Here is a 22147-nt window from a genome sequence, read left to right as displayed (position 1 = left end):
TTAAAAAGTGCTATTCTGCTCTCCTTGCCGCTTGCTGAATTGGATCCCAAACGCTGTTATATGGTGGTGCATAACTTAAGTCGACGTCTTCTAAATCATGAATGCTCATTTTATTGAAAAGCGCCATCGCGATCACATCAATACGTTTATCTACGCCTTCTTCTCCAATTACTTGCCCGCCCAATAATTGTTTCGTATCGGAGCGATATAGTAATTTCAAGTAAAGTGGTTTTGCATTTGGATAATAGCCCGCCATATTTGTAGAATCTACTTTGACCGTTTTATACGGAATGTGTAGCCCTTTTGCTTCTTTTTCATTTAAGCCTGTTCTTGCGAGTGTCAAATCCATAAATTTAATAATGCCTGTGCCTAACGTGCCTTTAAATGCTCTTCGTTTATCGACCATATTAAGTCCGGCAAGTCTCCCTTGTTTATTGGCAGTCGTTCCAATTGGTATATGGTCATGAATTTCTTTTATAACGTGATAATGTGTTGCGCAATCACCGGCTGCATATACGTCTTGCACATTCGTTTGCATATATGCATTTACTTCGATTGCTCCTTTATGACTCTTACGTATATTTGTCCCTTCAAGAAAATCAGTATTTGGCTTCACTCCAACCGACACTAAAACAAGATCTGCTTTATACGTACCTTTATCCGTTTCGATTGCTTCTACTCGTTCATTTCCTTTAAATGCTTTTACATTTTCATTCGTTAAAATTTCAATATTGTGTTTATCTGCTTCTTTATGTATATATTCAGCCATATCTGCATCATAAATCGTACCGATATGATCATTTCGTTCAATCATTCTTACTTTCTTACCAAGTTCGACGAATGTTTCTGCCATCTCCAGTCCGATTGCACCGCCGCCAATAATGGTTACATCTTCAACTTTATTCGTTTTTAGCGTTTTTAATATGCGCTCAGCATCCGGAATTGTTTTTAAAAGATGAACGCCTTGTAGTTCCCTTCCTTCCCATTCTGGCATAACAGGACGCACTCCAGTCGCAATTAATAATCGATCATATGGAAATTCAAAAACATCTTTCGTCTTCGTATGTTCTGCGTACACCATTTTCTTTTCCGTATCTACTTTCGTTACTTCATGACGCACTTTTGCATCAATGCCATATTTATCACGAAATGTCTTTACATTGCGCGCAACTAATTTTTCAGTTGAAGCGATAGCACCGCTAATAACATAAGGTAATCCGCACTGAGCGTATGAATAGATTTCACCTTTTTCTAGCGTCACAACATTTGCAGTTTCATCGTTTCTAACAATTTGCATAGCTGCACTCATACCAGCTGCATCTCCGCCAATAATGACATAGTTCACTTTACCACTCCTTCTTTTTTACATACTCTTTACGTTTTCCATATTTTATAGAAATAACACCTACTTCCATTGTAAAGAAAGAGAATTTCATCTTCAAATTTGGTGCACAAACCTATGCATGAATAGGTAACCGTCGTGTCTTATAAACAACATGTTTAATATGCTATAACATTAACAATTGAAAGTAGGTGAAATATACATGTGCGCTGGTCTTCTCGCTCAGTTTCCAGAGGAACCGAAAGAACCGAAAGCCGCCCTCCCGCTTGAACAAGAATTTACTGTTAATACAACCTTATACAGTGCTCGCGCTTGGTTATCAGACAATGACACTTTCTCTCAAACTATTTGGAAAGCAACTCGCTTCGCTTCTGCATCACACGCGGGTAAGTCCATCTTCCCAGTCGGTACTGTTAAAATTGTAAATTTTTCAGATGATACAATAACGGTTACTGCATCCTCAGAATCAGATGATGCGCTTAAAATAATCGTTCCTCCTCATTCTGAAGCTGCCTTAACGTCTAGTTCTTTATCTGATGTGCAAGCCAGTACATCAGGGGGAGCAAGTAAAGTCACATTTCTCTTTCATATCTTTTTTTCTAGGGATCCTGGTCCAGCTAAATAACGATAGAGAAGGTACAGCAATATACACTGTACCTTTTTCCCGCGCTCTATTCTCTTGATTTAATTAATTCAATATTATAAGTTTCGATATCTGTTAACTTTCCTGTAAAATAGGGATTTTCTCTATACCAAGACTGTTTTGCAAAATACGCTTGCATATCTTTCGTTTGAAAAATATGTCCATGCCTTGCATATATTTCATTTCTAGCAATTTTCAACTGTTCTTTCGATAAATATGTTAAATCCGTACTCGTTAATTTTCGAATATCACTATCAGGAAAGATGAAACCATTATATACATACCCAGTCGCGGGCGTTGGAGTAACATTATAAACAACTGTTTTTTCTGTACTTTTCGTTTGGAATGGAAGATTATAAGACGAAAGTGCCGTTACCGTCTCTACTCTTGTCGTTTCCCGTCCGCTTTCTCCATTTCGTTCTAAATAAATCGTCGCACTTCCATCAGTCGCTACAGGCCCCCATGTAATTTCTTCTCCTGCGAGCGCTGTAACTGGTTTTTGATTTACGTACAATGTTGCACCAGGCGCGTTCGTTTGAACTGTAATATATTGACCTTGCAACGTTAAATCTATCGTTACGTTATTTGGGCTTTGTTTCATAAGTACAACCTTTTCCTCACGTGATAGTTTTACATAGTCATTTTTATATTCTGATTGAAACACTTGATTTCCCGGAAGAAATGGCCCATATTGCTTCTCAAACTTTTTGTCATCTGTCTTATCAATTTCTTTTCCGTTCATTTTTAACGATACGCCTTTTTCATTTGTAAGCAAAGTTGTATAGTACGTCTTCGCTTTCAATTTATACCGATCAAATATAAAGAAATACTTTCCGTCTTTCGTTAATGAAAAATCAGCCCTTTCTATTCCGTCCCGTTGTTTTTCACCTTGTCTCAAATATCCTTTTAATTCATTTACGTAAGATGGATTTTCTTTTATATATGAAAATAGAGGCGTTAAACTCTCTCTCGTTATCATAACCGATGGATCATCTGCCGTAACGATCTCAGCTAATTTCTCTCCGTCCCGCTCTTGTAAAATCGTAATCATCCGGTCTACTTGTGCCACCTGCGTATAATACGATGATCCGTACAAATACAATCCAATAATCGCTATAACAAATAGTGCTAACAGTGTAATGCCAACTTTTGTACCACCGCTCATGTTCTTCTTTACTGCAGGACTTCCCCTCTTCATCCCGCAGTTTTGACAAAATTGTACACCATCTTCAAACTGAACTCCGCACTTTGTACATACATTCATTCAGTCAACCACCTTTTCATTAGAAGCCAGTTATTCCCTGTGTTAAGGCTTGAATTATCGTGCTAATGTAAGACCAAAGTACAATGAACGTTGCAATTCCAATTAAAACATTTGCAATAATAAGTGTGTAAACGAGATCTAATCCGCCATTGTCTAGTTTTAATACGGCTACAGTTATACTAATCCCTATATAAGTTGCAACTACCGATAATAATATCGGTAAGAAAAAGATTAATAAAAAACTAAAAAGAAAAGAAAGAACTAGTATGACAATAGCCGGCGTCGCTATCGTTCCCCATATACCAAATACTTCAAGAAACGAAAAAGATGATTTCATCATCTTACCACTTACAAAAATAATAAATCCGACAAATAAAGTTAAAATTAATAAAAAGAAAAAGACCGTTATAGATTCTCCAAAAAACGTGGGAGTAGATATATCTGGTGCAAATGTTCTCGTAACTGCTGATGCTGCACTCATCATTCTATAAAAAATACATGCTCCTAAAAAACAAATAAGAACAAGACTTACAATTCCATTTCGTACTTCAATAGTGCCGCTTTTCATAATCGCTGTCGGTGCTTGTAATGCACGTTTAAAAAATTGAAAATAGCCGCTCGCAAACCGCTTCGCTTGTTCTACCGTTTCATTTGGACGCGTTTCCTTTTCTTGTGCCACGCGCGCTTGTTCCTGCCCTTCTTCTTTGCCACTACTTGCCACTACTTCTTCCGTTAACGAATGTCCACAATTCCCGCAAAACTTTGCCTCTACTGCATGTTCTGTATGACATGACGGACATTTCATTCTCTAATCCCTCCTTAAGCATATACCTTATAGGGTGTTACAAATTCAATATATGACTTTGTACATAAAACATGACTACAAGAAAAAGATTATGAAATCCTTCTTCCGAAAGAAAATATATGTGCTAGCAATCTTGAAAAATAATGCTATTATGAAACAGAACAAATAACATTTTTAACAGATTGGATGAAAGATAATGGAATTGGTAAACTCAATTTTTCAAATACTCCTTACAAGCATAATCCAATTATTTTCCTTAATTGGCGTTATCATTGTAATTGGATTTTTATTAGGTTATTTAGAATCTCTCACACGAATGTATTGGTCGAGAGCCTTTGGGAGAAAGGGATTTCTTTTGACTGCGTGGGTTGGTGTTCCTATTCACGAACTTGGACATGCCATTATGTGCGTACTGTTCCGTCATAAAATTGTAGCGACTCAGTTCTTCCCAACAGATACAAGTCAAGGGGCTTTAGGTTACGTACAACATCAATACAATCAAAAAAGTGTGTATCAACGAATTGGGAATTTCTTCATCGGCATTGGGCCTATTATTTCTGGTATTACTGCATTAATCCTTTTAATGCGTTATTTCGTACCAGAATCATATTTTTTATTTAATACAACCCTCGAAAAAACGATCGCTTCTACTTCTATTAATGTAGAAATGATCCAAAACATGCTCTTGTCGACGTTTGTATTATTGAAAAGCTTATTTACAATCGGTAATTTATTGAATCCTTCCTTTTGGTTATTTTTATTTATCGCCATTTGCATTTCCACACATATCGCTTTAAGTAAACCAGATATTAAAGGATCAATAGACGGAGTTATCGTCATGTTTATCGTATTATTTTTATTCAATATAATAGCCGGACTTTTTCAGTACGACAGTAATCAGCTAATTGGACAGGTTATGAAATATAATATGTATCTCATTGCATTTTCTAGTGTGGCACTGCTGTTCTCTTGTCTTTCTACACTTGTTAGTTTTGGGTTTTATAAAATAAGAAGAGGGCATTCTTTTTGAACGCCCTCTTCTTATTAATTATTCCCCTTATAATCACAATGCTCAACCGGAACACGAGCATGCCCCTCTTCATCGGTACACCATGACTGTGATTGGAATGCAAGAAAGATACCAATCCATTCTTCTTCCTTTTCAAAGTGAATAAGTATTCCTCCATCTTGCCATATGCCATCATCACCTTGCCATTTTTCTACATTCCCTTGATTCATGTGAATATCATGTATACCGTTTCCTGGTTTGAAATGAAAATAGGAATCTGGTGTATTTTCTTCTGGTCCCCATCTTTCGCCAAACGCGTAAATAATTGCTTTTTCTTCCATCGCTCGCTTTATATAACGTTCTATTTTTTCGTTTAAATCATTATCTGCTCCTGCTTTTTCGGGAGGCAAAGGAATCATTTGTTTTGAGTCAAATAGATTGCCTCTTACATAATCTAAAGCTACTTTCGGTTCATTATTTTTTACTTCCGTAAAACCAAATGGTAATGTCGGTAAAATATGAATCGCCTCTGACCTAATATTGTTACTCGCAAAATATAAAACTTCTGACGGATAACTTTGCGACTTTACGTTAATAGCAATACGATAATCTACTCCAGTCTCGCCCTGTAAATGAACTTGATAATGAGGTGTTTTCCCTTTTCCAATCTTTGATTGTATAACTGTACCTTTTAACACACCGTAGTTTTTTAGGGGCATACATTTCATCTCCTATTCATTTAGTAGAAGCTATTCATATTTAAATCATTATCCACTCATAAAAAAAATCCTCCTATGTTAGGAGGATTTTTAATTTCTCAACATATACCAAACAATAACTTCTACCATTACAAGCAAAACCGCACCAAAGATCATTATCGTCGTCTTCTTTAACAGTTCATTTTCACGGTAAGGGATATTACATAAGTAAGCACCTAGTGTAATCCGTGATGGACAAGCGATTGTCGCTACTGATGATGCAGTATTTTGAAGTGTTGTGACATATTGCCACGGGAGTGCTACGTTTTGTGCGGTTTGCATTTGTAGTTTTATAAACATTGCATTTGATCCTGCGTTACTACCTGTTAAAAATCCACCAATAGCGCCAATAAACGGAGCAACGAAAACGAAAAAGGTTCCAAATGTTTCACCAGCTGTCTTTGCGAGTAATGAATGCATGCCTGATGCACCCATTAGTTCTGAAATGGCGATAAACATTGTCGTCGTAATCGCAAAAGGAATCCATTGTTTGATCGTTTGCGAGAGTGATTGTTTAATAATATTAGACGGGATGCGGAAGAAAATAATAGTAAATAAGCAAGTCATACCGAGCCAAAATCCTGGTGAATATAGTAACTCTAGTTTGTAAGAGTATGATTTCAAATCGAGAACCGCATATGATCTGAACAAATCATGTAATGCTGGAACGAGGCGAGAAAGTAAAATACAAACTGTTAGAAATATATAAGGGCTAATAATTTTTATAATGGATACTTCTCTCTCCGTTGCAGCCGCATGTTCTGTTATAAGATTTTGCCCACTTTTCCCTTTTAATTTAATGATAAGAAAGCCAAATGTAATCGTAACGATAGAACTTAATATCCCGGCTAGTTCAACACTTACGTACGCATTAGAAAGATAGATTCCGAGAGAAAATAATAGAAAGAATCCTACTCCTTCTTTCCACTTTTCTATAACCGCTTGCCAGCCGCCAACAACATGTAAAGAAAGAATAACGAAGTAAGCAAACATCGGAATACTTAATAGCGCTGTATTTATACCAAGTGTTGTAAGAGGCATATTTATTAGCTGCGAACCGATAATTGTACCAGTTGCCATTGCGCCCCATGAACTAGCTAGTAAGCCGATAAATGAGAGCAGTACAGCTTGAAATGGTTTATATCCTAGTGAAAGAAAAATAGGTGCTGCAACCATGAAGCCGATACCGAATCCACTTACTGATTCAATAAGCGGGCAAATGCCAAAACACATAAGCAGCATTTGTAATAAGCGATCCTGAGTAACTTCTTCTAGAAAACGTGCTACTTGATCGATGTACCCCATTTTGTTCATGAGGTGAAATAAAAAAATACCGAAAAATAAAACGTACCCGACAATAAAACAAATTAACCATCCTTTAATCGTTGCGTGTACAGTTTCACTTATCCCTAATTGAAACGTTGGCGAGAGTAAAACGATTCCAACAGACACAGCATAAGAAATTAACGAAGACCTTAATGACGTTTGTTTAAATAAAAATAAACAAATGAAAATCATCATAATTGGGATAAGTGCCAACAATATGGCCATGTTATCATCTCATTTCGTTTAAAATACAATTTTTAACTATTATATAACAGATGTTGTAATTTTCAATTGTTTTTAAAACAGATTTAAAAAGGAGCCAAACGGCCCCTTTTCATTCACTCCCATTTTCTATTATCCTGAAAAACTGTCTGCTGTCCGATTATTTTTTTCAACACAACAAACACAATGTAAGTACATATTGCTTGCAATGCAATATTCCAAAATTTCATTAATGTAAATGAATGAATCCGTAGAAATAATTCGTTTAATAATACAATCGAAACGATACTAAATAATTCTATACTAATCGAAAATAGACATATTTCTAAAATAGACTGTTCTTGAATGCGATTTAAATTTGAAAAGATGAATACATATCCTAAAAATAGAGCCATCAACTCTATTTTCGTCATGCTAATGAGCCAAGCGTATAGTGGTACAGTTAAAAGAAGATATAGTAATTTCCATCTTAGCATGCCTTCTCACCCTCTGAATTATATGTATTTTCTGTATATTTTAACATTTATTACGCAAAACAAAAAGAAGAGACTACGCCTCTTCTTTTTGTTTTGTTGCATATATTAATTCACATATTTCTTCTCGCTTTTCATTTTCTAAAAGCTCAATGATCTTACTTCCAACGACAACTCCGTCGCATATTGTAACCATTTCTTCTACATGTTCTTTTGTTGAAATGCCAAATCCAGCGACTACTGGTAAGTTGACGTGTGATTTTACTTTTTCTAAGTAACTATGAATCTCCTCTTTAAAGTTTTGACGTACTCCCGTTACGCCCGCTACTGTAACAGCATAAACGAACCCTTCTGATTCACTCGTAATTTTTTCAATTCTTTCAATAGGGCTCGTTACGGTAACGAGTGGAATGAGCGCAATGTTTGCCTCTCGAAGTAACGGAGCAATAATATTTTGTTCTTCATACGGTAAGTCTGGGACGATGATGCCGTCTACACCTGCTTCCATACAGTTCTCGATGAATCGCTCTTTTCCGAATGCAAGTACCGGATTTAAATATGTCATAAGAACAAATGGCATTTGTACTTCTTTCCTTACTTCCGCTAAAGCTTGAAAAATGCCTTTTAATGTTACACCGCTATCTAACGCTCGCTTTCCTGCTCTTTGAATCGTTGGGCCATCTGCGACTGGATCTGAAAACGGAATACCAATTTCAACGATGCTTGCTCCAGCCTTATCTAGAAAACAGATTCTTTCTTTTAATTTCTCAAGTCCACCATCTCCGCCCATTACGTACGGAATAAATGCTTTCTTGCCATTTTCAAATGCTGCTTTAATTTTTTCTACTCCCATTTTTTACACCTCTTCCATATAACGTTTTATACTCTCTACATCTTTATCGCCGCGGCCAGATAAACAAATAACAAGTCCTTCATCTTCCTTCATTTGCGGAGCTAATTTTAATGCGTATGCGACAGCATGTGAACTTTCAAGCGCCGGGATAATGCCTTCTTTTTTCGTTAATAATTGAAATGCTTCTAACGCTTCTTCGTCTGTTATCGAATGATAAGAAACGCGGCCAATATCTTTTAGCAAGCTATGTTCTGGACCAACACCTGGATAATCGAGTCCTGCTGAAATAGAGTGTGCTTCTTGAATTTGCCCTTCTTCATTTTGCAGAAGATACATCATTGATCCGTGTAAAACTCCGACGCTTCCTTTCGTTAAAGTTGCTGCATGCTTTTCTGTATGAACGCCTTTTCCAGCTGCTTCTACGCCGTAAAGAGCAACTTCTTCATCATGTACGAACGGATAAAACATACCCATTGCGTTACTCCCACCACCAATGCAAGCAACGACTGCTTCTGGTAATTTCCCCTCTAATTCTTCATATTGTTTCTTCGTCTCATTCCCAATTACACTTTGGAAATCACGGACAATTTGCGGGAATGGATGTGGTCCAAGAACAGATCCCATAATGTAGTGCGTATCATTCACATGTGAAACCCAGTAACGAAGCGCCTCGTTTACCGCATCTTTTAATGTACCGCTACCTGCCGCTACACTTTCTACTTTCGCTCCGAGTAATTCCATTCGGAACACATTTAATTTTTGACGTCTTACATCTTCTTCTCCCATAAAAATGACGCATTCTAACCCGAGAAGAGCACATACAGTAGCTGTTGCAACTCCGTGTTGTCCAGCTCCTGTTTCAGCGACAACTTTTTTCTTACCCATTCGCACCGCAAGAAGTGCCTGACCGATTGTATTGTTAATTTTATGAGCTCCTGTATGATTCAAATCTTCACGTTTTAAATAAATCTTTGCACCTCCGCAATACTTCGTCATATTTTCAGCGAAATAAAGCGGTGTTTCTCTTCCGACGTACGTTTTTAAATAATGATTTAATTCCTTTTGAAATGCTTCATCTTGCATCGCTTCTTTATATGCTTCTTCTAGTTCTAGTACAGATTGCATTAACGTTTCTGGAACGTATCTTCCTCCGTATATACCGTAATGTCCTTTTTCATCTGGATATGCGTAGTTCATTTGGAACACTCCTTCGCTTTTATAATAAATTGTTTTATTTTCTCTACATCTTTCTTTCCTTCTATCTCTACTCCGCTGCTCACATCAACCATATAAGGCCGAGCAGTTCGAATTGCTTCTTCTATATTAAGAACATTTAATCCACCAGCTAATATCGTTTTCTCTCGCGACTCTTTTGGCATATGTGCGAGTAACTCCCATGAAAATTTCTTTCCATTTCCCCCGTGAAACTTTTCTTTCGGACTATCAAACAATATATAATCCGTTTCATATGTTTGAGCGTTTTTCATATCACCCTCTGAAGTTACTCCTAGCGCTTTTATAGACGGAATATTCAATCTTCTAATTTGATGATTATCTTCAGAACCATGTAGTTGCACATGTGTTAACCCACACTCATCTGCAATTTTCTGGATCACTTCTACTGATTCATTTACGAAAACACCGATTTTTAACACGTTGGCTGGAAGCTCCTGAATAATTTCTTTCGCTCTCTTTGGAGTGATTTTCCGTTTACTTTCTGCAAAAACAAATCCGAGTGCATCTGCGCCATATTCGCACGCACTTTTCGCTGTTTCCACATCAGTGATGCCGCAAATTTTCACTTTCATATATTCACCTTACAATCTTCAAAAAAACTACTAATAGAAGATGATGTCATAAGCGCCTCTCCAACTAATACACCTTTGGCTCCAGCTCTTTTAACACGAATAATATCTTCTTTTGAATGAATGCCACTTTCACTAATCCAAAGTAGTTTCTCCTCATTCAATCTTTTTCCAAGCTTTTCAGTTTGGCTTAAATCTACTTCGAACGTTTTTAAATTACGATTATTAATGCCAATAACGTGCGGATTTAATACAATCGCAGTTTCTAATTCCTGTTCATCATGAACTTCAACAATCGCTTCTAATCCTTTTTCTAACACGTAGCTATACAACTCTTTTAACTTCTCTTTCGTTAACGCTGCTACGATTAGTAAAATAATATCTGCTCCCGCTTCATACGCTCTATCAATTTGAATCTTATCGATTATGAAATCTTTACATAAAAGCGGAATGTTACTTTCTTCTCTTGCTGTTTGTAAATCGTGAAACGATCCTTTAAAAAATTGACCATCTGTTAAAACAGATACTGCTCCTGCCCCGCAGTCTTCGTATATTCCCACTTGTTTTCGTACGTCAACGTGTAAATTGATATCTCCTTTTGATGGTGATGCTCGCTTTACTTCTGCAATGACAGTAAACTGCTGTAACGCTTCTACAAGTGAATGTGTCTTTCTTTTTGCTTTTACGGGTGTATATATTTCATATAACTCCGCAACTTCCTTTTTCTTCTTTTCTACAATTTTATCTAAAATCGTTCCCACTTTAGTTCACCCTTTCTAATTTTTCGTTGCTTGCTGCAATTAATAAGTTTAATTTGGTTAATGCTTTTCCAGAGTCAATGCTATGTGCCGCTAGTTTAATTCCTTCCTCAATCGTTTCTGTTTTTCCATTGGCGAAAAGGGCTAGACCTGCATTTAATAAAACTGTATCGCGATAAACACTCTTTTCTCCGCTCAATACGCCGACTGTAATCTTTGCATTTTCTTTTGAATTCCCCCCTCTAATTTCTTCATTTTTCACTCTTGAAAAACCATACTTTTCTGGATCAATACTCATTTCTACTATTTCATTATCTTTTAAAAGGACTACGTGATTTTCCCCTTGTAATGATGCTTCATCTAAAAAACCACTTCCATTTACGACAAGCGCTTGTGTCCGGCCTAACTTTTGTAATACTTGCGCAACTGGTAATAACATATTTCGTTTATAAATACCGACAAATTGTGTTTCTAAATTCACTGGATTTGTTAAAGGACCAATTAAATTAAAGATCGTCGGCACGTTTAACTCTTTTCTTATTTTCATAATGCGCCTTAGTGCTGGATGCATCGCTGGTGCAAATAAAAATGCAATGCCCACATGCTCTAATAAATAATCAATTTCGTTTGGCGTACTGCTAATATTTACACCGAGTTCTTCTAATAAATCTGCACTTCCTGTTTTACTAGAAACAGCTCGATTACCATGTTTTGCAACCTTTACGCCAGCTCCTGCCAGTACAAATGCCGATGTTGTACTAATATTAAACGTTTGGGCACCGTCACCACCCGTTCCGCAATTGTCCATCGCTCCTTGTATATGGTTCGAAAATGGCAATGCCTTTTCGCGAAGAGCTCGAACGAGACCGTATATTTCTTCTGCTGTTTCACCTTTCGCTTTCAGTAAGACTAAGAAAGCTGCAATTTCACTTTCCAATATGTTTTCACTTAGTAAAAGTAGTCCTGCTTCATACATTTCCTCTTCTGTTAAATGTTGCCCCTCCACTAATTTACGAAGATAGTTATTCATACTCTTTCCTCCTCCTTCACTTCTGTTAAAAAGGCACGTATTAACTTTCCGCCTTCTTCTGTCGCGATTGATTCCGGATGAAACTGTAATCCGAAGAGCGGATAATAATTGTGACGGACTGCCATTATTTCTCCATCGTCCATCGCTGTCGCTAGTATGTCAAAACACTCTGGCAAGCTCGTTTGCTCTGCAACAAGGGAATGGTAGCGCATCGCTGTTAATGGCTGTGTAACGTATGAAAAAATTGACGTTCCGTTATGTTTCACGCGTGATGTTTTCCCGTGTTTAATACGCTCCGCTCGAACAATTCCTCCTCCAAATGCTGATATAATCGCCTGATGACCAAGGCAAATACCTAATATGGGAACGTTCTTATAAAAATGACGAATCACTTCGATACAAATACCAGCATCCTCTGGTTTTCCTGGTCCTGGTGAAAGCACAATTTCTGTTGGATTCATCTCTTCTAGCTGTTCTATCCTTATTTCATCATTTCTTACGACTACAATATCTTCTTCGTATTCACCTAACAGTTGATACAAGTTATAAGTAAATGAATCATAATTATCAATTAGTACAATCATTTCATTACCTCCAATAGTGCTCTCGCTTTATTTAACGTTTCTTCATATTCAGCTACTGGGTCTGAATCATAAACAACTCCCGCTCCTGCCTGAACGTATGCTTTTTCATCCTTCACGACCATCGTTCGAATAGCGAGCGCCATATCAAGATTTCCTGAAAAACTAACGTATCCAACTGCACCCGCGTATACATTTCTTTTTTCATTCTCTAGCTCATTTATAATTTCCATCGCTCTAATTTTCGGAGCTCCCGACACTGTTCCTGCTGGTAGGCAATACGCTAATGCATCAAATCCACTCATTTGTTTTCGCAATGTTCCGTAAACTTCAGATACAATGTGCATAACGTGAGAGTATTTTTCTACTTTCATATATTTATCTATCGTAACCGAGCCAATTTCGCTCACTCTACCAATATCGTTTCGCCCAAGATCTACAAGCATCATATGCTCTGCTCGCTCTTTCTCATTGCCAAACAGTTCTTTTTCGATTTCCTCATCTGCCCTCTTCGTTTTCCCCCTCGGCCTTGTACCAGCAATTGGATTCGTCATCACTTTATTCTCCCTTACTGATAGCAAACTTTCCGGCGAAGAACCGAGTACAACATAATCTTGAAAATCGATATAGAACATATATGGTGATGGATTTGCAATTCGAAGTTTTCGGTATAACGCGAATGGATCACCAATACATTCACTTTGTAAACGCTGTGACAGTACGACTTGGAATATGTCTCCGGCTCTTATATGTTCTTTCGCCATTTCTACCATCTCACAAAACTCTTTTTCCGTTATAGAAGAAGTGAATGATAATGTGGATTGTATTTCATTTACTTCAGCTTCTTCTCCTTGTAGCACTTCCTCTTTGTATACTCGCAGCCTTTCGTATACTTCCTCATAATCTGCTGAATCATCTTCCCTGCATACATATACAAACGACAACTTTTGGCGTAAATGATCGTAAACGATAAACTCACGATATAGTAAAAGGTGTACTTCCGGAATATTTAATGGGTCGTGTAAATCCGCTCCAATGTTTTCATACTGCCGAATGACATCATATCCAATATAACCAACTGCTCCCCCGCAAAATGGAAATGGGCTGTCTACTTGTGATGGTGCGATTATTTCTTCTAACACTTGTAGTACGTTACCTTGTAACTTTTCTGTTTGCCCGAAAATCGTTCGTTCCACTTCCGTACCAACGCTTTTTACTTCTCCATAAGGATTACATCCTAAGTAAGAATAACGCCCTTTATCTTGATGAAGCTGTGAACTTTCTAATAAAAATTTCTTCTTTCCTTTCATACGTCTATATAAAGAAATTGGCGTAATGCTATCTCCTTCTTCTTCAGTGATTACTAAAAATGTCTTTCTCTCTCTTTTTTGTTTTATAAATTCTTCTTTCGTCATCATGTCCTTCACCTCACTCTGAAAAATAAAAAAGTCCCCTACATATCGAAAATATGTAGAGGACGATAAATATACCGCGGTACCACCTCGTGTTGGATGCAAAAGCATCCCGCTTTGTTCAGGTACAAATTTTATACCTTATCCTTGTAACGGCGGAACCCGGGTTGCCTACTGAAAATAATTGTTCAGCATACCTCTCGTAAGCCCATTCCGTATATGGCACCGTACCGGGCTCCCACCTATTCCCAGCTCTCTGTAACGTCTCCAATATACGTACTCTTCTTACTTAAACGATTTCATTTATTTAATTTTTTATACACAAAAAGGGAGTACTCATCCTATAGAAAGGACGGGTACTCCCGTGGTGCCACCTTAATTCGTTACAAATGTAACGCACTTTACCGTATCAAAAACAATACGTGTCTCTTGTATCGATGAGATCATGTCGCCAAAGCCTACTTCTTTCGTTTCGGTTTGGAAGCTCCGAAGCCCATTCCACATCAATTCCATACTGATTCGCACCAACCATCAGCTCTCTGATATGTTCATCATGTGTACTCTTCTTCATCAACGCTTGCATTTTTTTAAGTTGCACTCATTATAGACCTGACTTTTTTCACAAGTCAATACTTTTTTAAAAATTTTATTTTTCTTTCCTTTCAATATTATATTGACAAAACAACCTCTTTTTATGTAAATATAATAAATACTCTATTAAAAATAAGGTTTTTTGTATGAATATTATATATTAAAAAAGTAAAATGACATCAAAAAGCGCTTACATTTCTGAAAATTCGTATTTCTATATGGATTTTTCAGAATAATCATGATAGATTATAAAGTGAAACTTTAATCAGTGGGGGGTGTTCATCCCCACTGATTATTAGTTGAACCAATCGGGCATTTACGGACAGTTGATCTCCCACCTAACTTCCTTGCCCAGCCAATTTTAAGGTGGGAGTTTTACTGCCCGTTTATGCGGGATAAATATGCATAACGCATCAAAAGATCTGACAAAAGAAAGGGGAACTACATGAGTACGCAGATGTTAACTTTAACTTCTATCTCTATTTACATGCTCGGGATGTTAGTAATCGGCTATTTCGCCTACAAACGAACGTCCAACTTAACAGATTATATGCTTGGCGGGCGTACACTAGGCCCCGCAGTAACAGCATTAAGTGCTGGAGCATCCGATATGAGTGGCTGGCTTTTAATGGGATTACCCGGTGCAATGTTTAGCGTTGGATTAAGTAGTAGTTGGATTGCGATCGGCCTGACACTAGGCGCATACGCAAACTGGCTATATGTCGCTCCTCGCTTACGTACCTACTCTGAAATGGCTAATAACTCTATTACTATCCCAGAATTTTTGGAACACCGTTTCCACGACAAATCTCATATGCTACGTTTAGTATCTGGACTTGTTATTATGATTTTCTTTACTTTCTATGTAGCTTCAGGATTAGTTTCAGGCGCTGTATTATTTGAAAATTCATTTGGCATGAACTATCATGTTGGATTATTCATTGTAGCAGGCGTTGTTGTAGCTTACACATTATTTGGTGGTTTCTTAGCAGTAAGTTGGACAGACTTCGTGCAAGGAATCATTATGGTAGTTGCTCTTATTCTTGTTCCTACCGTTACAATTATGAATGTAAATGGACTTGGTCCTGCATTTAGTACAATTAAATCGATTGATCCAACATTATTAGATATTTTTAAAGGTACTTCTGTATTAGGAATTATTTCATTATTCGCATGGGGCCTTGGTTATGTTGGACAACCTCATATTATCGTACGCTTTATGGCAATTTCGTCTGTAAAAGAAATTAAAAGCGCACGAAGAATTGGTATGAGCTGGATGATTTTCTCTGTTGTCGGAGCTATGTTTACTGGTCTTATTGGTATTGCTTACTATTCACAACAAGAGTTGACATTATCTAATCCAGAAACAATTTTCCTTGAACTAGGAAAAATTTTATTCCACCCACTTATTACTGGATTTTTATTAGCAGCCATTCTAGCAGCGATTATGAGTACAATTTCATCTCAGCTACTCGTTACTTCTAGTGCTGTAACTGAAGATTTATATCGTACATTCTTTAAACGTTCTGCATCTGATAAAGAACTTGTATTTGTCGGTCGTATGGCTGTACTTGTTATTGCATTAGTTGGGTGCGCATTAGCGCTTAAACAAAATGATACGATTTTAGCTCTTGTTGGATACGCTTGGGCTGGATTTGGTTCTTCATTCGGACCTGCTATTTTATTAAGCTTATATTGGAAACGTATGACGAAGTGGGGCGCACTTGCCGGTATGATTTCTGGTGCCGCTACTGTTATTATCTGGACTCAGTTTGAATTCTTAACAAAATTCTTATACGAAATGATTCCTGGTTTCACTATTAGTTTACTAGTAATCATAGTTGTTAGTTTACTAACACAACCTTCAAAAGAAGTTGAAGAGCAATTTGAGGATTTCGAAAAACAACATCGTCATAATTTATAAAAAAAGCTCTGCTGTTATCGTAACAGCAGAGCTTTTTACAGTTCGACAATCTTCTTATCAAATTTAACAAATTCTTTATGTTTCGTTAAATTTAACATAACACTACTCCTTTATAGTATGAATATCAGCACTTATACAGAAAGGGGACTCCAATATGTTAGCAGCTTTCCAGCAACAACAAACACGAAAATTTTCACCTATTACAAATACTTCTGCGTCTTGTTTAAACATGCAACCTAACCCGCCTAAAATTTCAATTGCTCCTTCTGTTATTTCAGTCATCGGTGTTCATATGGAAAAGCATAAATTAAAAATAAAAACGGGACAAAATATTGTTTTATCAGCTTCCATTTTGCCAATACAAGCAACAAATAAAGAGCTTATTTGGTCAAATATGAATTCTGATATCATCACCATATATCCAAAAGGTGACACCGTGACGATTACTGGAAAAAGTGCAGGTAGAGCAGTCGTAATTGTCACAACTGCTGAAGGCAAATTCCGTGACCTATGTGTCATTCATGTACAACCTTATATGACAAATCCAAAGTAAAAGAGTGGCTACGAAGCCACTCTTTTACTTGATTTCAATATTTGAGTTTTTACTTTTTACAAGATTAATAAATTGTTCTTTATTTCTTGGAGAAATAATTTCTGTTTTATGTGTATCGTAAACAATTTCAAGTCGATCGAATGATAGAGCATGAGCTGCTATTGGATTTTTCGTATTTGAAATTTGTTTTATATCTCGTATAAAAATACGTTTTTTAATAAAACCTGACCTAATGATAATCATTTCCTCTTCCACAATATATTTGGTTGAAAACCACCCAAAAATAAATACTATGGCTAACGGAGTCGTAAAAAATAAAAGAAAATATTCTCTCTCTGCAAATATAGGAGCAAAACACGCTCCTATGACAACAAAAAAAATCGGATATAACCATACATCTTTTTTTGATGGAAATTCCACTAAACTTTCCCCCTCTTGATTTAAGTCAATGAATCTCCTCCTCTTCCCTATTACAATGAAAACAATATTAGAAAAGGAGGACGTATTATGACTGGACGAAAGTACGCCTTATTTGCTGGTACCTCTCTTCTTGTTATGGCATTCATTGCATTTTTTTCTTACGGTTTTGTTCATGGAAATCTCGTTATACAAGGAGATGCGAGTACAACATTCCATAATATCCAAACTTCAAATTCACTTTTCAAAGCAGAAATCTTCGGGTGGATTACCATTTTTATTACTGATATTGTCGCCGCATGGGCTCTTTATTTCTTTCTAAAACCAATTCATACTAGCCTCTCATTACTAGCAGCTTGGCTTCGTCTTATGTATACAGCTATACTTGGGATTGCTATATTCAATCTAATATTGGCATTGTTGCTTTCAAAAAATACAATTGCGAATCCAGAAACATATACGATGTTGTTTCTCAGTGCATTCGAATACATTTGGTCTGTAGGATTGATTATTTTTGGATTGCATCTTTTCGTTTTAGGATATGTAACTTTTCTCTCTAAACAGATACCAAAGTTTATTAGTATACTGCTGTTCATTGCTGCTACCGGTTATATGCTAATTCACGTCATGAATACAATGTTTACACAATACGATACAATGATTTCAATCATACAATCACTATTCCAATTACCTATGATTGCAGGTGAATTAGGACTTGCGATATGGCTACTATTGAAAGGTGGTAAACACTCTAATTAAGCCGTTTCTTAATTCTACTTAATGATTCTGGTGTCATGCCAAGATAGCTTGCTAGCTGATATTGTGGAACGCGATTAATTAAATACGGACGTTTTCGTAACAATGTTTTATATCGTTCTTCTGGTGTCGATGAGATAAATACAGCAAGTTCATCTTGTACTTCACCGAAATTGTACTCGATCATTTTACGCGTCATTTCTTCTAATTGTGAATACTTATTATACATGTCCTTTTCACTATGTAGATCACCAACAACTACAGTACAATCTTCTAAACACGTTAACGTATATGATGAAGATTTATCTTGTTTATGATGGTTGAAATTCGAAATTGCCTGTTCTTCTGTATAAAAATTTGATGTAACTTCTTTCCCTGCTTCATCTATACTATGTTGCCTAACGCATCCTTTTAATACAAAATAACATTTTAACGGAACATTTCCTTGTCTTAGGAGCACTGTTCCTTTTTTATATTCTTCAATTTGTAATTCACTGAGGATCATTTGCTGCTCTTCTTCACTTAATGTTGTAAGATTCTTCATATACTTCTTTAATATCTCTGCCATTTCCCTCCCCCTTCTACGCCCGTATTTCTATAAAACAAAAAGAGAAGTATCACAACTTCCCTTTTCTCCCCTAACACTATAATTCCTGTGTATACACCGGCTCGTTTACGACATTTTTTGATGTTCGCTTTTGTTGCTGTAATAAGAAAACAGATACACCAAACAATACGAGCATGCTACCGATAATTTGCATTGCGTTTAATTTTTCTCCAAGTAAGAAGAACGCAAGTATAGATGCTCCAACAGGTTCTCCTAAAATACTCATTGAAATTGTCGTTGCATTTACATAATTTAATAGCCAGTTATTAATTACATGTGACACTGTCGGCACAACCGCAAGTAAAAGAAAAACGGTCCAATCCCACTTCGTATAACCTGTAAAGGGTACTTGCAATATGACATTATAAATCCCCATAAAAAGACCTGCGAATGCAAAGACTGTAAAGCTATAAATCCAGTGTGATACTTTCTTTACTGTCGTTTGCCCGATAAATAAATAACCGACAACTGCTATTACACTTAGAAAGGATAATATGTCTCCATAAATTGCTTGCTTACTTAAACCTAAATCTCCCCAACCAATGCACATTACGCCTAGAATAGCGATTCCCATCGTTGCAATGGCTGAATATGTTGTTCTTTCTTTAAACAGAAAAAAACCTCCAACTAAAGATACGATCGGTTGAAGTGCCAAAATAATTGTTGAACTAGCAACTGTTGTATGCTTTAAAGATTCAAACCATAAAAGAAAATGAAGTGCTAAAAAGAAACCAGATCCAATTAAAAAGCCCCAATCTTTCATTTGGATCCTATTAAATTCCTCTCTTTTTTTCCATACGATAGGCAGCATAATAAGTACGATAATCCATAAGCGGTACATACTTAATATTGAAGATGGTGCTGAGGACATCTTTACAAAAACTGCTGCAAAGGAAATGGCAATTATAGAAATAGCTAATGGTAGTGCGATTGATTTTTCTTGTTTCAAACCCTGTCTCCCCTCTCACCTGTCAAAAATCCCACTTCATTATATCCGTTTTCTTTCATAACTTAAATACTAATTTTTTAGATTCTTCGTACCATTATGGTAAAATAGAAATTAAGGCACCAATTAGTGAATAATTATTTCCTTTTTCACTACAAGCGTCGCTCTTACAATCGTTACAGTAAATTTTTATTTAGGGGGATCTACATGAGTCAAACAATAGGGAGAATTGAAGAAATTTCATTTTATAGCGCATCGCTTCAAGAAGACGTTACTCTTCTCGTTTATTTACCAGTAAATTACACACCACTGCACAAACATACAGTTGTAATTGCACAAGATGGTAGAGATTATTTTCAGCTCGGTAAAGCGCACCGTGTAATTGAGCGCCTTCGTGAAACTGAAGAAATTGACCGTACAATTATTGTCGGTATTCCATATAAAAATGTACATGATCGTAAAGAAAAATATTTCCCAAATGAAGTAAAAAATGCTGCATATATTCGTTTCCTTGCTCATGAACTTGCACCGTATATTGATGAAAATTATCCAACGTATCAAATGGGAAAAGGTCGTGTTTTAATTGGTGATTCTCTTGGCGGAACAGTTTCCTTTATGACTGCACTTATGTATCCGCATACATTCGGTAAAGTCGTTATGCAATCACCATTTGTGGATGAGACATTGATGAACTTAGCAAAAGACTTCAAAGATCCACAAGCATTAGAACTGTATCACGTCATTGGCACAGAAGAAACGGCTGTAAAACGTACTGATGGACAAGTATCTGATTTCGTAGAACCGAACCGTGAGTTAAATACGCTTCTTATAAATAGAAATTTCATCACGCATTACGAGGAGTTTGAAGGTAATCATACTTGGAAATATTGGCAAACTGATTTACCGAAAGCCTTCTCTCATATTCTATCAATGAAATAATAGAGAGCAGTATTCAGAATAATTTGATATAATAGATAAAGAGATTTATTTATCTCAAAATCTAACTAGACTTACAAAGGGAGGAATTGGAACATGAAATTAGGCATTGTAATTTTTCCATCTAAAATGATTCAAGATAAAGCGAACGGATTGCGTAAGCGTTATGACCCGCACTACGCATTAGTTCCGCCACATATTACATTGAAAACACCCTTTGAGACGCAAGATGAACAATTAGAATCGATTGTAAACGAGCTACATACAATCGCAGGTAAAACGAATCCGTTCACCCTTCATGTTGGGAAAGTTGGTTCATTCGCACCTGTTAATAACGTCCTTTATTTTAAAGTAGAAAAAACACCTGAACTTACTTTCTTAAATGAAGAAATGCATGGCGGGTTATTCACGCAAGAACGCGAATATGCTTTCGTACCTCACTTAACAATCGGACAAGGCTTATCAGATGCAGAGCATGCTGATGTATTAGGTCGATTACGTATGAAAGATTTCTATTATGAACAACCAATTGATCGTTTCCATCTTCTATATCAATTAGAAAATGGAACATGGACTGTACACGAAACATTCCACCTTGGAAAGGAGAACAACTAATTTGCACGCACAGATTGTACAAACGGACGAACAACTAAGAGATGCATTCTCTGTACGTAAACAAGTGTTTGTAAATGAACAACGTGTCTCTGCTGAAGAAGAGTACGATGAGTTTGAAGAAACTTCAACACACGTTGTTATATATGACAATGATGTTCCAGTTGGTGCTGGACGTTTTCGCACCCTTGATGGTATCGGAAAAATGGAACGCATTTGCGTGCTAGGTTCCCATCGAAAAAAAGGCATCGGAAAAATTGTTATGGATGCGCTTGAAGCGTATGCAAAAGAAAATTCGCTACCAAAATTGAAACTTCATGCTCAAACACATGCTGAAGATTTCTATAAAAAACTTGGATATGTAACGAGTTCTGATGTATTTATGGAAGCAAATATCCCGCACGTCATAATGATAAAAGAATTGTAATTTGAAAGCAGGAGGTGACCCCTCCTGTTTTTTACATTGCTATTTTCTTTTTCTTCCGCTAAAGTTAAATGTTGATGCTATAGTTTTGAAGGTGAAC

24 protein-coding genes and 2 other annotated features are annotated in these 22147 nt (G+C 36.6%); of the genes, 8 read left to right on the top strand and 16 right to left on the bottom strand.

Features of this window, described 5'->3' with window-relative positions; all coding sequences use genetic code 11:
• Window positions 1–10 precede the first annotated feature (10 nt).
• Window positions 11–1345 carry an FAD-dependent oxidoreductase gene (locus MR170_RS13450; RefSeq protein ID WP_242308438.1) on the bottom strand — a complete coding sequence of 445 codons (1335 nt, stop codon included), beginning with the start codon at window positions 1343–1345 and terminating at the stop codon, window positions 11–13.
• A gap of 199 nt (window positions 1346–1544) precedes the next feature.
• Between MR170_RS13450 and MR170_RS13445 the strand changes: the two genes are divergently transcribed.
• Entirely contained in the window at window positions 1545–1967 is a 423-nt protein-coding gene (locus MR170_RS13445) for a hypothetical protein (RefSeq protein WP_242308437.1), read from the top strand.
• Between the two features lie 46 nt (window positions 1968–2013).
• Here the strand turns inward: MR170_RS13445 and MR170_RS13440 are convergent, their stop codons facing one another.
• Both MR170_RS13440 and MR170_RS13435 read right to left on the bottom strand, forming a co-directional pair.
• On the bottom strand, window positions 2014–3249 hold the full coding sequence (locus tag MR170_RS13440; RefSeq protein WP_242308435.1) for a TcaA 3rd/4th domain-containing protein: 1236 nt from the start codon (window positions 3247–3249) through the stop codon (window positions 2014–2016).
• A 19-nt stretch (window positions 3250–3268) separates the two neighbouring features.
• The gene (locus tag MR170_RS13435; RefSeq protein ID WP_050842898.1) at window positions 3269–4054 is read right to left on the bottom strand and encodes a zinc-ribbon domain-containing protein; all 786 of its coding nucleotides are present in this window, start codon (window positions 4052–4054) and stop codon (window positions 3269–3271) included.
• 196 nt (window positions 4055–4250) lie between these two features.
• On the opposite strand from MR170_RS13435, the gene MR170_RS13430 reads away from it, so the two are divergent.
• Window positions 4251–5084, top strand: coding sequence for a hypothetical protein (locus MR170_RS13430; RefSeq protein ID WP_242308433.1), 834 nt, complete (start codon window positions 4251–4253; stop codon window positions 5082–5084).
• A 14-nt stretch (window positions 5085–5098) separates the two neighbouring features.
• Here MR170_RS13430 and MR170_RS13425 read toward each other — a convergent pair whose 3' ends face one another.
• The 10 genes from MR170_RS13425 to trpE all read right to left on the bottom strand — a co-directional run bounded on the left by MR170_RS13425 (window position 5099) and on the right by trpE (window position 14287).
• Entirely contained in the window at window positions 5099–5782 is a 684-nt protein-coding gene (locus tag MR170_RS13425) for a DUF2278 family protein (protein WP_001128611.1), read from the bottom strand.
• 90 nt (window positions 5783–5872) lie between these two features.
• Window positions 5873–7372, bottom strand: a complete 1500-nt coding sequence (locus MR170_RS13420) for an L-lactate permease (RefSeq protein ID WP_242308431.1) — start codon at window positions 7370–7372, stop codon at window positions 5873–5875.
• A gap of 113 nt (window positions 7373–7485) precedes the next feature.
• Complete coding sequence (locus MR170_RS13415) at window positions 7486–7845, bottom strand: DUF4029 domain-containing protein (RefSeq protein ID WP_242308429.1); 360 nt, start codon at window positions 7843–7845, stop codon at window positions 7486–7488.
• Window positions 7846–7918: 73 nt separating this feature from the next.
• A complete protein-coding gene (gene trpA / locus MR170_RS13410) occupies window positions 7919–8695 on the bottom strand; it encodes a tryptophan synthase subunit alpha (RefSeq protein WP_242308428.1) in 777 nt (258 codons plus the stop codon).
• Window positions 8696–8698: 3 nt separating this feature from the next.
• On the bottom strand, window positions 8699–9892 hold the full coding sequence (trpB, locus tag MR170_RS13405; RefSeq protein ID WP_242308426.1) for a tryptophan synthase subunit beta: 1194 nt from the start codon (window positions 9890–9892) through the stop codon (window positions 8699–8701).
• Window positions 9889–10503, bottom strand: a complete 615-nt coding sequence (locus MR170_RS13400; protein WP_242308424.1) for a phosphoribosylanthranilate isomerase — start codon at window positions 10501–10503, stop codon at window positions 9889–9891. Before MR170_RS13400 ends, trpB begins: the two co-directional genes overlap by 4 nt.
• On the bottom strand, window positions 10500–11261 hold the full coding sequence (trpC, locus tag MR170_RS13395; protein WP_242308423.1) for an indole-3-glycerol phosphate synthase TrpC: 762 nt from the start codon (window positions 11259–11261) through the stop codon (window positions 10500–10502). Before trpC ends, MR170_RS13400 begins: the two co-directional genes overlap by 4 nt.
• Window position 11262: 1 nt before the next feature.
• Window positions 11263–12288: an anthranilate phosphoribosyltransferase gene (gene trpD, locus MR170_RS13390; protein ID WP_242308422.1), complete on the bottom strand. Its 1026-nt coding sequence runs from the start codon at window positions 12286–12288 to the stop codon at window positions 11263–11265.
• Entirely contained in the window at window positions 12285–12872 is a 588-nt protein-coding gene (locus MR170_RS13385) for an aminodeoxychorismate/anthranilate synthase component II (protein ID WP_242308421.1), read from the bottom strand. Before MR170_RS13385 ends, trpD begins: the two co-directional genes overlap by 4 nt.
• Window positions 12869–14287: an anthranilate synthase component I gene (gene trpE, locus MR170_RS13380; RefSeq protein WP_242308420.1), complete on the bottom strand. Its 1419-nt coding sequence runs from the start codon at window positions 14285–14287 to the stop codon at window positions 12869–12871. Before trpE ends, MR170_RS13385 begins: the two co-directional genes overlap by 4 nt.
• 52 nt (window positions 14288–14339) lie before the next feature.
• Window positions 14340–14584: a binding site (T-box leader), on the bottom strand.
• A 42-nt stretch (window positions 14585–14626) separates the two neighbouring features.
• Window positions 14627–14864: a binding site (T-box leader), on the bottom strand.
• Window positions 14865–15317: 453 nt separating this feature from the next.
• On the opposite strand from trpE, the gene putP reads away from it, so the two are divergent.
• A complete protein-coding gene (gene putP / locus MR170_RS13375; protein WP_088115496.1) occupies window positions 15318–16796 on the top strand; it encodes a sodium/proline symporter PutP in 1479 nt (492 codons plus the stop codon).
• 154 nt (window positions 16797–16950) lie between these two features.
• Window positions 16951–17349, top strand: coding sequence for an Ig-like domain-containing protein (locus MR170_RS13370; protein WP_000878735.1), 399 nt, complete (start codon window positions 16951–16953; stop codon window positions 17347–17349).
• Window positions 17350–17373: 24 nt separating this feature from the next.
• Here the strand turns inward: MR170_RS13370 and MR170_RS13365 are convergent, their stop codons facing one another.
• Window positions 17374–17769 carry a PH domain-containing protein gene (locus tag MR170_RS13365; protein ID WP_242308419.1) on the bottom strand — a complete coding sequence of 132 codons (396 nt, stop codon included), beginning with the start codon at window positions 17767–17769 and terminating at the stop codon, window positions 17374–17376.
• Window positions 17770–17856: 87 nt separating this feature from the next.
• On the opposite strand from MR170_RS13365, the gene MR170_RS13360 reads away from it, so the two are divergent.
• A complete protein-coding gene (locus tag MR170_RS13360; RefSeq protein WP_242308418.1) occupies window positions 17857–18525 on the top strand; it encodes a DUF4386 domain-containing protein in 669 nt (222 codons plus the stop codon).
• Here the strand turns inward: MR170_RS13360 and MR170_RS13355 are convergent.
• A complete protein-coding gene (locus MR170_RS13355; protein ID WP_075718259.1) occupies window positions 18518–19090 on the bottom strand; it encodes a Crp/Fnr family transcriptional regulator in 573 nt (190 codons plus the stop codon). The genes MR170_RS13360 and MR170_RS13355 overlap by 8 nt on opposite strands.
• A gap of 76 nt (window positions 19091–19166) precedes the next feature.
• On the bottom strand, window positions 19167–20078 hold the full coding sequence (locus tag MR170_RS13350) for a DMT family transporter (RefSeq protein ID WP_016082441.1): 912 nt from the start codon (window positions 20076–20078) through the stop codon (window positions 19167–19169).
• A 204-nt stretch (window positions 20079–20282) separates the two neighbouring features.
• Here MR170_RS13350 and MR170_RS13345 point away from each other — a divergent pair, with 204 nt between their 5' ends.
• From MR170_RS13345 to MR170_RS13335, 3 genes are all read left to right on the top strand, one after another.
• Complete coding sequence (locus MR170_RS13345) at window positions 20283–21014, top strand: alpha/beta hydrolase (RefSeq protein ID WP_242308417.1); 732 nt, start codon at window positions 20283–20285, stop codon at window positions 21012–21014.
• Between the two features lie 93 nt (window positions 21015–21107).
• The gene (locus MR170_RS13340) at window positions 21108–21626 is read left to right on the top strand and encodes a YjcG family protein (RefSeq protein ID WP_016082443.1); all 519 of its coding nucleotides are present in this window, start codon (window positions 21108–21110) and stop codon (window positions 21624–21626) included.
• Window position 21627: 1 nt separating this feature from the next.
• Window positions 21628–22050, top strand: a complete 423-nt coding sequence (locus MR170_RS13335; protein ID WP_000543304.1) for a GNAT family N-acetyltransferase — start codon at window positions 21628–21630, stop codon at window positions 22048–22050.
• The last annotated feature ends 97 nt before the right edge of the window (window positions 22051–22147 follow it).

Source organism: Bacillus cereus group sp. BfR-BA-01524, from assembly GCF_022662595.1.
GTDB lineage: Bacteria > Bacillota > Bacilli > Bacillales > Bacillaceae_G > Bacillus_A > Bacillus_A thuringiensis_S.
Note: the sequence above shows the minus strand (reverse complement) of the source record. Positions and strands in the feature narration are given on the sequence as shown.